A 13,716-nucleotide genomic window follows, 5' to 3' on the forward strand; every position below is an offset into this window, starting at 1 on the left:
ACGGTACACCGTCGCGCCCCGACGTGCCTAAGCTGAAGTATGACTTCCCGCCTGATCCTCGCCTCAGCATCCCCCGCCCGCACCAAGGTCCTCTCCGATGCCGGTATCCACCACTCGGTGCTGGTCTCCGATGTGGACGAGGACGCCGTCGCCGCCGCGTATGGCCCGCTGGACGCCTTCGACACCTCGCTCCTGCTCGCCCGCGCCAAAGCCGAGGCTGTCGCGGAGGCGGATGGTTCCGAGGGCGCACTGGTGATCGGCTGCGACTCGATCTTCGAATTCGAGGGAGCCGCCCACGGCAAGCCCTGGGAACCGGAGATTGCCCGCGCCCGGATCCGCCGGATGAGCGGCTCGTTCGGCGTCCTGCACACCGGCCACTGGCTCGTGGATACCCGTGCCGCGTCCGACGGCGGATCGGGCGCCACCGTGGGCGCCGTCGCCTCCGCCTCGGTGCACTTCGCCCAGCTCTCGGACGAGGAGATTGATGCCTACGTGGCCACCGGCGAACCGCTCCAGGTCGCCGGGTCGTTCACCATCGACGGTCTGGGCGGGGCGTTCATCACCCGGGTCGACGGCGATCCGCACGCCGTTATTGGGCTGAGCGTCTCGACCCTGCGCGGGTTGCTGGCCTCGGCGAACCTGACCGTCATGGACTTCTGGGCCTAACCGGCGGGCACGCCACCTGCCCCGCACCCTGGCCGGTGGACACCTCACTATTTAGAGGTGCAACCGCGGCTATCGTTGTAGCATCCCTACAAGGAAACCGGCCGCCACACGCGCTATCCGCATGGATTATGGGCATAAACGACAATATGGCGCTAGGCTCCGAACAGATACGAAGGAGCCAGACCACACCATGAGCGAGTCCTTTTCCGCTGCAATAAATCCAGTTACCAAGGTCCTGATCGCCAACCGCGGTGAGATTGCCGTGCGCATCATCCGCGCAGCCCGCGACGAGGGCCTCGTATCGGTTGCGGTCTACGCCGATCCGGACCGGGACGCGTTGCACGTCCGGCTCGCCGACGAGGCCTACGGCCTGGGCGGCAGCACCGCCGCCGACTCCTACCTGGTGATGGACCGCATCCTGGAGGCCGCGCAGCGCAGCGGCGCGGACGCCATCCATCCCGGCTACGGCTTCCTGTCCGAGAACGCCGAGTTCGCGCGCAAGGTCATTGACGCGGGGATCACCTGGATCGGCCCCTCACCGGAAGCCATCTCCCAACTCGGTGACAAGGTCAAGGCCCGCCACATCGCCGAGAAGGTCGGCGCCCCGCTGGTCCCCGGCACAAAGGATCCGGTAGCCTCCGTCCGCGAGGTCCAGGACTTCGCCGACGAGTTTGGGCTCCCCCTCGCCATCAAGGCCGCCTTCGGCGGCGGCGGCCGTGGCATCAAGGTGGTCCGGGACGCAGCCGACATCCCCGAGGCCTACGACTCGGCGGTCCGCGAGGCAACCGCGGCGTTCGGACGGGGTGAGTGCTTCGTCGAACGGTTCCTCGACGCACCCCGCCATGTGGAAACCCAGTGCCTTGCTGATGCGCACGGGAACGTCGTCGTCGTCTCCACCCGTGACTGCTCGCTGCAGCGGCGCAACCAGAAACTGGTTGAGGAAGCGCCGGCACCGTTCCTCAGCGAGGACCAGAACCGGCGACTCTACGAGGCGTCGAAAGCCATCCTCCGGGAAGCCGGTTACCAGGGTGCCGGAACCTGCGAGTTCCTGGTGGGCCAGGACGGGACTATTTCCTTCCTGGAGGTGAACACCCGGCTGCAGGTGGAGCACCCGGTCTCCGAGGAGGTTACGGGCATCGACCTGGTCCGGGAGCAATTCCGCCTCGCCCGCGGGGAAGCCCTTGGCTATAGCGACCCGACCGTCCGCGGCCATTCTTTCGAGTTCCGGATCAACGGTGAGGATGCCGGCCGGAACTTCATGCCCGCCCCCGGCACCGTCCAGACCCTTACCCTCCCCACCGGACCCGGTATCCGGGTCGATTCAGGGATCGAAGCCGGAGAAGTCATTGGCGGGAACTTCGACTCGATGCTGGCGAAGCTCATTGTCACCGGCGCGACCCGCACCCAGGCGCTGCAGCGTGCCCGGCGTGCCCTCGCCGAAATGCGCATCATCGGGATGCCGACGGTCCTGCCGTTCCACGCCGCAGTCGTCGCCGACCCCGCGTTCGCCCCGACCGACGGTCCGTTCACCGTCCACACTCGCTGGATTGAAACCGAGTTCACCAACACCATCGCGCCGTGGAGCCCGGCGGACGCGGCCGATTCGGCGTCCGACGAGGACGGTGGCCGCCAGCGCATCACGGTCGAGGTAGCCGGCAAGCGCCTTGAAGTGGTCCTACCAGCGAGCCTGGGCGGTACAGGTCGGCAGGGTACCGCCAGCAAGCCGAAGAAGGCACTGCGCACACGCGGCGGGTCGGCAGCAGCGGCCGACGGCGACGATCTCACCTCCCCCATGCAGGGCACCATCGTCAAGGTGGCAGTTGCCGACGGCGACCTCGTCTCCGAGGGAGACCTGATCGTGGTCCTGGAAGCCATGAAGATGGAACAACCCCTGACCGCCCACAAATCCGGCACCCTGTCCGGCCTCAGCGCCGCCCCGGGGGACACCGTGGCGGCCGGCGCCGTGATCGCCGCCATTTCCGACTAGGCGCACCACACCGGCCGTGCAGGTCGGGGCACCTGTTGCTACGCGTCGTCGTCGGCGTCTTCGCGTTGCTCCTGCTCGCGTTCGGCCTGCTCCCGCTGTTCCTTCTCGAGCTTCTCCTGCTCGCGCTGCTGCTTTTCGCGCTCCCGTTCGGCATCCCGCTGCGCCCTGTCGCCGGCGGGACCGGTATCCTCGCTGCCCTCGCCATCGTCCTGGTCCTCATCCTGGTCCTCGTCCTGCGAGGGTCCGGCTGGCGGGGTGGGGGTCTCGGCCGGGGTGGTCGGCGGGGGCACCGGCGTGTTCGTGGTGGGAGCGGGTGCCGGCCCGACGGGTCCGGTCTGGCCCACCTCGGCGGCGATGGCAAGGAGCAACTCGTCGATGGTCGACTGGATCTGGGTTGCCCGTTCGGCGGTGACAGTGCCTTGCCCGCGTGCCACGGTGACTTCCTGACGCAGTTCGGCGGCGAGCTGCGTGGCGGCTACCTGATCCCCGGCGGCCGCTGCAGTGGCAATCTCCCGGACCGAGGCCTGGAAGCTTGCCGCCGCGTCCGGGTCCAGCGCCGGCGCCCCACAGCCCGACAGGAGCAACGCGGCACCCAGCGATGCCGCCGCCCACTGACGCTGCGCCCGCCCAGCGCGGCCCCACGTAGGCCGTCTTCCCGGAACGTGTGCCCGGCTCATGGTTGCACCCTCTCGTAGAGCTCGTTCAGGAGTTCGCCAGTGGTGCCGGGTACCGAAGGAAGCTCCTCCACCGGCGCCTGACCACCCAGGTTCAGGCCAAGGATGACAACCAGACCGACAACCACCACCGCGGCTGCAGCGAGCACACCCACCAGCCAGGTCCGGCGTCGGCCGGGTCGGGAAGTGCCGGACCGGGACCCTCCCGCCTGGCCATGCGTGGAGGGGGCTCGGCCGGACCGGTCATGGCGGGGCTCATCACCACTGGGCAGGGTGCGGGTACCCAGAGCGGTCCCCCGGGAGTCGTCAGCGGGCCAGAGGCCGGCCGACGGCTGGGTCTCGGTGACGGCGGGCCCCGTCGCGAGGACAGTGGTGGGCGCTGGTTGCCGGGCGGGTTCGTCCGGCAGGGAGAGCTGAAATGGCCGGGCCACCGGGGTATCCGCGCGGAGGACCTCGGTGCGGGGCTCGGGTTCCTTCCACTGGGCGAACTCGGCGGCGACGGCACCGGCGGTGGGCCGGTCGTCGGGGTTGTCTGCTGTCATCCGTGACAGCAACGATTGCCAGGCTGGCCCGAGTCCAGCCGGAATTGCGGGCGGCCGGTGCAGCCTGGCGACAGCGGTTTCCAGGCTCGTCCCGGGGTAGGCCCGCGCACCGGTGAGGCATTCCAGCAGGACCAGCCCGAGCGAGTAGATGTCAGTCGGAGTTCCGACGGTCCCGCCGCGCGCCTGTTCGGGACTGAGATAGGCGGCGGTGCCGATCGTCTGGCCTGTGGCAGTCTGCCGGGCGGCGTCGTAGAAGCGGGCGATCCCGAAGTCGGTGACCAGGTAGCCGAAAACCCCACTGTCAGGATCGGTGGTGCGGGTCAGGATGTTTGACGGTTTGATGTCGCGGTGCAGGATGCCTCGCTGGTGGATATACGCCAGCGTCCGGGCCACATCCCATCCGGCCGAGCGGACGGCGTCGGCTGGGAGCGGGCCGTCTGCCAGCAACGCCCCCAGATCGGGGCCCTCGACGAGTTCCATCACCAGGTAGGTTGGCCCGGATGAGGTGCTCGACGAATCCATGTCCAGCACCCGCACCAGTCCCGGGTGGTGCAGTCCCGCAAGCAGCCGCGCCTCGTCCGATCCGCGGGAGACGCCGTCGGCGGCCCCTGGCCGGAACAGCTTCACCGCCACGTCCCGGCCGAGCCGGGTGTCCCGGGCGTGGTAGACCTCCGCCATCCCGCCGACGCCGACGACGCTGCCGAGGAGGTAGCGTCCGTCAGCCAGTGATTGGGTACTCATGCCGCCTCCGCTGGTTGATTTCCTGACCGATTCTACGTGGGACGCATTCCACGCCCCCAGCACCCGGTCACGACGACGGCGCGGCACCCGAGGGTGCCGCGCCGTTGTGAAGGGGTAAGACGGTTACGCCACGTTGTTGTCGTAGTCGTGGTCGCGGGTTTCCCTGCTGAGCCAGAGTGCGATGAATGTGGCGACAGCCGCTGCACTGAGGTACAGGCCCACCAGCAGCGTGCTGCCGTCGGCCAGTTGCCACAGGGCGATGGCGACGAACGACGCCGGTGCCGCACCGATGACGCTCGACATGTTGTAGGCGACCGCAGAACCTGTGTAGCGGACGTTGGCGGGGAACAGTTCCGGCAGGATCGCCGCCATGGGACCGAAGGTCAGGCCCATCAGGATGAAGCCGATGATCAGCAGGGCCATCGCACCGGTGGTGCCCGCACCGAACAGTGGCACCCAGGTGAACCCGAACAGCGCGATACCGATGGTGGTGGCCATCAGCATCTTCCGGCGGCCGAACCTCTCGGCGAGCGGACCGGAGACGAGGGTGAAGATACCGAAGAACACGACACCGATGATGAGCATGATGAGGAAGTCACCGCGGGCGATACCCAGCCCGGGGACGAAGGCCTCGGCTGCGGCGTCGTCGAAGCCTCGCCCGGCCGCCTCGGCGGCCGCACGTGCGTCCTCGACCGATGCGGGGGTGGTGCCGAAGGTGAGGGTGAATGCGGTCATCAGGTAGAACAGCACGTAGGTGGCGAACATGATGAATGTGCCGAGCAGCAGGGGACGCCACTGGTGCTTGAAGACGCTGGCCAGGGGCAGCTTCACTACCTTGCCCTTGTCCTTCACCTGCTGGAAGGAGTGGCTTTCGATGAGCTTGAGCCGGACGTACAGTCCAACGATGACCAGCACGGCGCTAAGCAGGAACGGTACCCGCCAGCCCCAGGCCAGGAACTCCTCGTTGCTGAGGGTGGCGTTGAGGTAGACGAACAACAGGTTCGCGAGGATGAAACCGATCGGAGCACCCAGCTGCGGGAACGTGCCGTAGACGGCTCGCTTGTTCTTCGGTGCGTTTTCGGTGGCGAGCAGTGCGGCACCGCTCCATTCGCCGCCCAGGGCGAGACCCTGGAAGAAGCGCAGCAACACCAGCAGCGCGGGCGCCAGGATGATCCAGCCATCCACCTGCGCGGTCGGGAGCACACCGATAAGGAAGGTGGCGATACCCATGGTCAGCAGCGACGCGACCAGTGTCCCCTTGCGACCGATCCGGTCACCGTAGTGGCCAAAGATGATCGATCCGAGGGGGCGGGCCACAAACGCGACGCCGAAGACGGCGAAGGAGCTCAGGATCGCGTTCGCCGGGGTGGCGTCCGGGAAGAACAGCGCCGGAAAGACCAGCACCGACGCCGTGGCGTAAATATAGAAGTCATAGAACTCGATGGTGGTTCCGATGAGGCTCGCGAAGATGACGCGGCCCTTGGGATTCTTCGGCTTGGAAGCACCGGCGTCCACGGCGGACGGGGTTGTTGACATGTCTGCGGCTTTCTCTCACTACGGCGGGCCAAAGGCACCGCGATCAGGTGGCTGAATGCATCAATCAGACCAGCAAGGTCCAACAGGTGGATAAATTTGTCCAGTATGTGGACAGCGCAACTGAGAGCTAGGCTACAGCACCGCTGACCGTTAGGGCAGGGTGCAGGGAACTTTTTGTTTCTACAGCCTGACGTGCAGGCGTCGTGCGGCTTCGGAGATTGAGCCGGTCAGCGACGGGTAGACGGTGAACGTGTTGGCCACATCGTCCACGTGCAGCTTCTTCGTGACGGCCAGCGCCAAGGGGAATATCAACTCCGAGGCGCGGGGCCCGACGACGACACCGCCGATCACCGTTCCGGACCCCTTGCGGGAGATGATCTTCACAAATCCGTCGGTCACGTTCATCATCTTTGCGCGGGCGTTGGTGTGGAGGGAAAGCTTCACGACGTCGCCCTGGTAGCGGCCCGATTCCACGTCCGCCTCGGAAACCCCCACGGTGGCAATCTCGGGGGCAGTGAAAATATTGGAGGCAACCTGCTTGAGCTTCAGCGGGGTGACACTGTCGCCCATCAGGTGGGCCATCGCGATACGGCCCTGCATGGCGGCCACCGATGCGAGCGCCAGCACCCCCGTGCAGTCCCCCGCCGCGTACACGTTCGGGGCCGAGGTGCGCGAGACGCCGTCGACCTTGATGTGCCCCGACTCGGTAAGCTGGACTCCCGCATCCTCCAACCCGATGCCCGCGGTATTGGGGATGGAGCCGACCGCGATGAGGCAGTGGCTGCCCTCGACCGTCCGCCCGTCGGACAGGGTGACGACAACGCCGTCGCCCTGCCGCTGGACGCCCTGGGCACGGCACTCCGAGAGCACGGTCATGCCGCGGTTCCGGAACACGTTCTCAAGCACCTCGGCGGCGTCGGCGTCCTCGCCGGGGAGCACCCGGTCACGGCTCGAGATCAGGGTGACCTTCGAGCCGAGTCCGTCATAGGCGGATGCGAATTCGGCCCCCGTGACCCCTGAGCCGACCACAATAAGGTGCTCGGGTACTTCGGTGAGGGTGTAGATCTGGGTCCAGTTGAAGATCCGTTCACCGTCGGGCTGCGCCGTGGGCAGTTCCCGGGGGTGCGCACCAACCGACAGGAGGATGGCGTCAGCCTCGAGGGTGGTGGTTTCGTCGCCGGCCGTGACCTCCAGGCGGTGGTTGTCGAGCAGTTTTCCCTCGCCGATGAGGATCTTCACGCCCACCCGCTCCAGTGCACGGGAGATATCAGCGGACTGCTCGGCGGCCAGGCGCAGCAGTCGTTCGTTGACCTGGCCCAGGTCCGCGTGGGCAGCCTTGGTGTTCTCAAACCGCACACCCAGCTCATGCGCGGAATCGACCCGGGCCATAATGTCAGCGGTGGCGATCAACGTCTTCGACGGCACCACGTCGGTGAGGACAGCTGCCCCGCCGAGCCCCTGGCGCTCCACAATGGTGACGCTGGCACCGAGAGAGGCAGCGACCATCGCCGCCTCGTATCCGCCGGGCCCGCCGCCCAGGATGGCAATTCGAAGGGCACTGAAATCTAGTTGGCTGGTCACAACTGACCATTCTGTCCTATCCCTGCTGCGCTCTCAAACGGTTAAGGCGGTCCGCGCACGTCCCCGCCGGTGGCAGCGGGCCGGGAACTGAGGGTAAGTTTGATCAGTGATCGAGAACTCCACGTCAATGACGCCGACCGACCCCTTCGACCTGGCACGCGCCGCGGCTGAGTACATCGCCGCCGAGACCGGCGTCGCCAACCACGATATTGCCCTGGTGCTGGGCTCGGGGTGGGGCGAAGCAGCCAACCTCATCGGGGAGACCACCCACACCCTCGAGGCATCGGACATCCCCGGGTTTTCCGCCCCCGCCGTGGAGGGACACGTGGGGACTGTGCGTTCGGTCCTGACGACGTCGGGCAAGCGCGCCCTGGTGGTCGGCTCCCGTACCCACTACTACGAGGGCAAGGGCGTCAGGGCAGTGGTCCACGGCGTCCGCACCGCAGCCGCCGCCGGGGCCAAGGTGATGGTGCTGACGAACGGCTGCGGCGGGCTGCAGGAACAGTGGATCCCCGGCACCCCGGTCCTGATCAGCGACCACCTGAACCTCACCGCCACCTCCCCCCTCGAGGGCGCCACCTTCGTGGACCTGACCGACCTCTACTCGTCTCGGATCCGCGACCTCGCCCGCGAGGTCGACCCGACCCTGGACGAGGGCGTGTACGCACAGTTCACAGGCCCCCACTACGAGACACCCGCCGAGGTCAGGTATGCGAGGACCATCGGCGCCGACCTGGTCGGCATGTCCACGGCGCTCGAAGCCATCGCTGCACGTCACGCCGGCATGGAAGTCTTCGGGATCTCGCTGGTCACCAACCTCGCGGCGGGCATCAGCGCAACACCGCTGAGCCACGCCGAGGTCATCGAATCCGGCGCCGCCGCCGGACCCCGCATTTCACGCCTGCTTGCTGACATCATCAGCCGGCTCTAGAACCTGACCAAAGGTAACCAGAAGTCATGACGCACGCCGACCACCAACCACTCCTCGATGCTGCCCACGCCTGGGCCGCCGAGGATCCGGATCCGCAGACGACGGCGGAACTTCAGGCACTCCTGGAGCGGTACGCCGACGACGACAGCGCCACCATGGTGGTCCAGGAACTGCAGGACCGTTTCAGCGGCCCGCTCCTCTTCGGCACCGCCGGCCTGCGGGCCGCCCTCGGAGCCGGGCCCAACCGGATGAACCGCGTGGTGGTGCGCCGGGCAGCTGCCGGCGTTGCCGCCTACGTGCTCGGGATCGCCGACGGCGCCTACACCCCCCGTGCCGTCGTCGGATTCGATGCCCGCCACAATTCCCGCATCTTCGCTGAGGAGACGGCGGCGGTCTTCACTGCCGTCGGCATCCAGACCTTCCTGATGCCGACCGAGCTGCCGACCCCGGTGCTCGCCTACGCGGTCCGCGCACTCGAATGCGAGGTGGGGGTGATGGTGACGGCCAGCCACAACCCGCCCCAGGACAACGGCTACAAGGTGTACCTGGGCGGACGTGCCGTCGACGACGCTGGACGGGGCGCCCAGATCGTCGCCCCGCAGGACACCGAGATCGCCGACCGGATCGCAGCGATCGGCAGCCTGGACAGCATCGTGCTGGCGCCCGAGGGTTGGAACATCCTGCCCGGGAGCATCGCCAAGGACTACGTGACCGCTGTGGTCGGCCTTGCTGACCGCGAGAGGTTCCCAGACCGGGACCTGTCCATCGTGTTGACGCCCATGCACGGCGTGGGCGGACAGACCGCGCAGGACGTCCTGGCCGCAGCAGGCTTCGGGTCAGTCCACGTTGTCGCCGAGCAGGCCGAGCCGGACCCCGACTTCCCGACCGTCGACTTCCCCAACCCCGAGGAGCCGGGCGCCCTCGACCTTGCCCTGGCGGCAGCTGTAGCCCAGGACGCCGACCTGGTGCTGGCCAACGACCCCGACGCCGACCGGGTTGCGGTTGCAGCGAAGGATCCGGCCACCGGTGAGTGGAGGATGCTCCGTGGGGACGAGACCGGGGCGCTGCTCGGCCAGCACCTCGCCGCCCGCCTGGTCCAGGACACCGCGTCCGACGCTCCCGCACCGGTTTTCGCCAACTCGATTGTCTCCTCACGGTTGCTGACAGGTATCGCAGCGGCGGCCGGCATCGCCCACACCGAAACCCTCACCGGGTTCAAGTGGATCTCCCGTGTGCCCTCCCTGGCCTACGGCTACGAGGAGGCGCTGGGTTACTGTGTGGCCCCCGAGAAGGTCAGGGACAAGGACGGCATTTCCGCGGCCCTGCTGATGGCCGAGCTGGCAGCAGCCACCAAGGCGGCTGGCCGGACCCTGTTCGATCTGCTGGACGACCTGTCACTGTTGCACGGGTTGCACGCCAGCGACCAGCTGTCCGTCAGGGTCGGCAGCCTCGGACTGCTGGGCGCCATGATGAACCGGCTGCGGGAAAACCCGCCGCAGGCCTTCGCCGACTCAGCGGTCGACGTCGTCCAGGACCTCCTCCTGGGCCAAACCGGGCTGCCCCCCACCGATGGGCTGCTTTTCCTCACCCGGGACAACACCCGCGTGATCATCCGCCCCTCCGGTACCGAACCCAAGCTGAAGTGCTACCTCGAGGTGGTGGAACCGGTCGAGTCCGCCGCTGAGCTGGAGGACGCCAAGGTCACCGCTCGGGCACGCCTGGACGCGGTGCTCAGGGACGTCGAGGAGTCGCTGGGCCTATAGGCGGGTGCCCACTGTTGTTTTTCGGCGTTCACGTCCGCGAAACACCTGGGCAATCAGGGCTACCTACGGTGAAGTGGTACCAGCCACCGTTCCAGCCCCGGAGATCGACCAATGCAGCTCGCAGCCCCCACTGGCTCCCCCTCCCTGTCCCGCCGGGCGGTCCGGTACGAGGGTTCTTACGGCAGCATTGAACTCCGCGGCAGCACCCTGCGCATCAACGGAGCTCCGGTCCGCCTGGCACCGGCGCCGTTGGCCGTCTTCGGAGCCCTCCTCGAAGCCCGTGGTGCGGTCCTGACGAGAGCCCATCTGGCGTCGATACTCCCGGGCGTCGCGGACGCGCATGCCCTCGATATGACGGTCAGCCGGCTGCGGAAGGCACTCCCCGATCCCCGGCTGGTCGCGACGGTGGTGAAACGCGGTTACCGGATACCGGTCTGAGCGCCGCTGCGCCGCCTCGCGCCCGCGTGCAGTTATGGTTAAGGGAGTATCGTTTTCGCACATCTTCGAGGAGACTCAATGGCACACCCCACGACTTCGGCATCCTCGGAGCGGTCCGCTCCAGCCAAGCAGCCCACCCACTCCGGGGAAGGCCACCTCGTCAACAACCTGGTGACGTTCGCAGTGATGATGGTCATGTTCCTCGGATCGATTTTCGCCCTGACCTTCTTCGACCAGAGCAACGTCTGGGCTTTCGCCGTATGCCTGGGCCTGTTCTTCCTGGCGTTCTGGGTACCGCAGACCCTCCTCGGGCGCTCCGACACCGGTCCCACCCTTGCCAAGGGCGACCGCAAAGCCTAGCCCAGGGCGCACAACAACCGCATACGAAAGTGGCGGACCTGCAGGACAGTGGTTGCTGAACCACTCCCCTCCAGGTCCGCCACTTTTGTGTGAGCGGGATCCGGACCGGTAGGCCTAGATCAGGCCCTTGGTATGCCAGACCGTCTTCGTCTCGGTGAAGAAGGTGATCCGGTCGATCGAGGGGGCGCCGGCGTCGGGCCCGGTCTCCGGGGGCAGCACCCGTTTGAGCGTTTCCGCCGCCGTGATCTGCAGGTCCACCCAGTCGAGGTGCTCGGCACCGAGCAGGTCCAGTGCGTTCACATCAGCATGGGAGGCCAGCCAGGGAGCGATTTCCGCTGGCGAGCCGCTGAGGATGTTCACGACGCCGGCGGGTACGTCGGAGGTGGCCAGCACTTCTCCGAGGCTGAGCGCAGCGAGGGGTGCCCGCTCGTTGCCGATGACCACCACGGTGTTGCCGCTGACCAGCACCGGGGCGACCGCCCGGACGAAGCCGAGCAGCGAGCCGGCACCCTGCGGTGCGATGACCGCCACCACGCCGGTGGGCTCGGGGGTGGACAGGTTGAAGTAGGGGCCAGACACCGGGTTGGCATTACCCGCCACCTGCACGTACTTGTCAGCCCAGCCGGCGTACCAGACCCACAGGTCAATGGCCTCGTCGACCTGGGCAGTCGCGGCAGCGGCCGAAACACCCTCGGACGCCGCAATCTCGTCGGCGAACTGGGCACGGCGCCCATCGAGCACCTCAGCGATGCGGTACAGCACCTGGCCCCGGTTGTACCCGGAGGTACCGGCCCAGCCGCTGACAGCCCCGCGGGCGGCGGTGACGGCGTCGCGCGCGTCCTTGCGCGAGCCCTTGGCCGCGTTGACGGTGTTCAACAGGGGTCCACCCTTCTTGGTCGGTACCTCGTAGACGCGTCCGGATTCGCTGCGGACAAACTTGCCGCCGATGTAGAGCTTGTAGGTCTTCGGTACGCCTAGCCGTGCAGCGCTCATTTGGAGCCTCCCAGGGGGGTCTTGGACATGAGGGCCGAGACAACCGATTTCTCAGCGGTGCCCGACGACGCCGGTGCGAGGTAGGCACCCAGACCGTGGCGGCCACCCTCCCTGCCGTAGCCGGATTCCTTATAGCCGCCGAACGGTGAGGCGGGATCGAACTTGTTGAAGGTGTTGGCCCAGATCACACCGGCACGCAGCTTGTCGGCGACAGCCAGCACGCGGCTGCCCTTGTCCGACCAGATGCCAGCCGACAGCCCGTAGGGGGTGTTGTTGGCCTTCGCGATCGCCTCGGCAGGGGTGCGGAAGGTCAGCACCGAGAGCACCGGCCCGAAGATCTCGTCCCGGGCAATGCGGTGGCTGGTGGACACGTTGGTGAAAATGGTCGGCGGGAACCAGAAGCCCTGCTGTGGCAGGTTACTGTCGGGGCTCCACCGGGTGGCGCCCTCCTGCTCCCCAATGTCGGAGAGTTCACGCATCCGGCCGAGCTGGGACGCCGAGTTGATCGCCCCAATGTCGGTGTTCTTGTCGAGGGGGTCACCGACGCGCAGGGTGGACAGCCGGGCCTTGAGCCGGTCGACCACCTCGTCGTGGATCGATTCCTGCACCAGCAAGCGGGACCCGGCACAGCAGACCTGCCCCTGGTTGAAGAAGATCCCGTTGACGATGCCCTCGATGGCCTGGTCGATCGGCGCATCGTCGAACACGATGTTCGCGCCCTTGCCGCCCAGTTCGAGGGTGAGCTTCTTGCCGGTGCCGGCGGTTGACCGGGCGATGGACCGTCCGACGGCGGTGGAACCGGTGAAGGCGACCTTGTTGACGTCGGGGTGGTTGACCAGCGCTGAGCCGGTGGGGCCAGCACCGGTGACAATGTTGACGACACCCGCTGGCAGGTCGGCCTGCTGCAGGATCTCGGCGAACAGCATGGCGGTCAGGGACGTGGTCTCCGCAGGCTTGAGGACCACCGTGTTGCCGGCGGCAAGGGCCGGGGCGATCTTCCACGCCAGCATCAGCAGCGGGAAGTTCCACGGAATCACCTGGGCAGCGACACCCAGCGAGCGGGGGTTGGGGCCCATCCCGGCGTGGTCGAGCTTGTCGGCCCAGCCGGCGTAGTAGAAGAACCAGGCGGCGACCAGGGGCACGTCGACGTCGCGGCTTTCCTTGATCGGCTTGCCGTTGTCGAGGGTTTCGGCGACCGCCAGTTCACGGGCGCGTTCCTGCACCAGGCGGGCGATCCGGAACAGGTACTTCCCCCGGTCGGTGCCGGAGAGTTTCGACCAGGTCTTTTCATAGGCGCGTCGGGCGGCGGCGACGGCGGCGTCGACGTCGGCCTCGCTGGCGCACGAAATGGTGGTGATCTTCTGCTCGGTGGCAGGTGAGATGGTAGTGAAGGATTCGCCGTTGCCGGGAACGAACTCACCGTTGATGAACAGGCCGTACTCGCTCTTGAGGTCCAGGATGGCCGTGGACTCCGGGGCGGGTGCGTACTCGAGAAAAGTCATGG

Annotated in this window: 11 protein-coding genes and 1 pseudogene; 6 read left to right on the forward strand and 6 right to left on the reverse strand. The window is 67.2% G+C overall.

From position 1 onward, the window contains the following. Positions 1 to 39 precede the first annotated feature (39 nt). Together HMI57_RS12650 and HMI57_RS12655 are read left to right on the forward strand one after the other, a co-directional pair. The gene (locus HMI57_RS12650; RefSeq protein WP_171586362.1) at positions 40 to 666 is read left to right on the forward strand and encodes a Maf family protein; all 627 of its coding nucleotides are present in this window, start codon (positions 40 to 42) and stop codon (positions 664 to 666) included. 190 nt (positions 667 to 856) lie between these two features. Continuing rightward, positions 857 to 2,653 carry a biotin carboxylase N-terminal domain-containing protein gene (locus tag HMI57_RS12655; RefSeq protein ID WP_171586363.1) on the forward strand — a complete coding sequence of 599 codons (1,797 nt, stop codon included), beginning with the start codon at positions 857 to 859 and terminating at the stop codon, positions 2,651 to 2,653. 38 nt (positions 2,654 to 2,691) lie between these two features. Here HMI57_RS12655 and HMI57_RS12660 read toward each other — a convergent pair whose 3' ends face one another. From HMI57_RS12660 to HMI57_RS12675, 4 genes are all read right to left on the reverse strand, one after another. Next, positions 2,692 to 3,330 carry a hypothetical protein gene (locus HMI57_RS12660; RefSeq protein ID WP_171586364.1) on the reverse strand — a complete coding sequence of 213 codons (639 nt, stop codon included), beginning with the start codon at positions 3,328 to 3,330 and terminating at the stop codon, positions 2,692 to 2,694. Beyond that, entirely contained in the window at positions 3,327 to 4,610 is a 1,284-nt protein-coding gene (locus tag HMI57_RS12665) for a serine/threonine-protein kinase (protein WP_171586365.1), read from the reverse strand. Before HMI57_RS12665 ends, HMI57_RS12660 begins: the two co-directional genes overlap by 4 nt. A gap of 123 nt (positions 4,611 to 4,733) precedes the next feature. After that, positions 4,734 to 6,146 carry an MFS transporter gene (locus HMI57_RS12670; RefSeq protein WP_171586366.1) on the reverse strand — a complete coding sequence of 471 codons (1,413 nt, stop codon included), beginning with the start codon at positions 6,144 to 6,146 and terminating at the stop codon, positions 4,734 to 4,736. A gap of 180 nt (positions 6,147 to 6,326) precedes the next feature. Beyond that, positions 6,327 to 7,727: an NAD(P)H-quinone dehydrogenase gene (locus HMI57_RS12675; protein WP_171586367.1), complete on the reverse strand. Its 1,401-nt coding sequence runs from the start codon at positions 7,725 to 7,727 to the stop codon at positions 6,327 to 6,329. 127 nt (positions 7,728 to 7,854) lie between these two features. On the opposite strand from HMI57_RS12675, the gene HMI57_RS12680 reads away from it, so the two are divergent. The 4 genes and pseudogenes from HMI57_RS12680 to HMI57_RS12695 all read left to right on the forward strand — a co-directional run bounded on the left by HMI57_RS12680 (position 7,855) and on the right by HMI57_RS12695 (position 11,219). Beyond that, positions 7,855 to 8,658: a purine-nucleoside phosphorylase gene (locus tag HMI57_RS12680; protein ID WP_171586408.1), complete on the forward strand. Its 804-nt coding sequence runs from the start codon at positions 7,855 to 7,857 to the stop codon at positions 8,656 to 8,658. Between the two features lie 26 nt (positions 8,659 to 8,684). Further along, the gene (locus tag HMI57_RS12685) at positions 8,685 to 10,421 is read left to right on the forward strand and encodes a phospho-sugar mutase (RefSeq protein ID WP_171586368.1); all 1,737 of its coding nucleotides are present in this window, start codon (positions 8,685 to 8,687) and stop codon (positions 10,419 to 10,421) included. A gap of 180 nt (positions 10,422 to 10,601) precedes the next feature. Next, positions 10,602 to 10,859 (forward strand): annotated as a pseudogene (locus tag HMI57_RS12690) (winged helix-turn-helix domain-containing protein); the annotation flags it as partial. Positions 10,860 to 10,937: 78 nt separating this feature from the next. Continuing rightward, positions 10,938 to 11,219: a hypothetical protein gene (locus HMI57_RS12695; RefSeq protein WP_171586370.1), complete on the forward strand. Its 282-nt coding sequence runs from the start codon at positions 10,938 to 10,940 to the stop codon at positions 11,217 to 11,219. A 114-nt stretch (positions 11,220 to 11,333) separates the two neighbouring features. Here HMI57_RS12695 and HMI57_RS12700 read toward each other — a convergent pair whose 3' ends face one another. Beyond that, a complete protein-coding gene (locus HMI57_RS12700; protein ID WP_171586371.1) occupies positions 11,334 to 12,212 on the reverse strand; it encodes an aldehyde dehydrogenase family protein in 879 nt (292 codons plus the stop codon). Further along, a complete protein-coding gene (locus HMI57_RS12705; RefSeq protein ID WP_171586372.1) occupies positions 12,209 to 13,714 on the reverse strand; it encodes an aldehyde dehydrogenase family protein in 1,506 nt (501 codons plus the stop codon). Before HMI57_RS12705 ends, HMI57_RS12700 begins: the two co-directional genes overlap by 4 nt. Positions 13,715 to 13,716 lie beyond the last annotated feature (2 nt).

The organism is Arthrobacter sp. 260 (assembly GCF_013116745.1).
GTDB lineage: Bacteria > Actinomycetota > Actinomycetes > Actinomycetales > Micrococcaceae > Arthrobacter_D.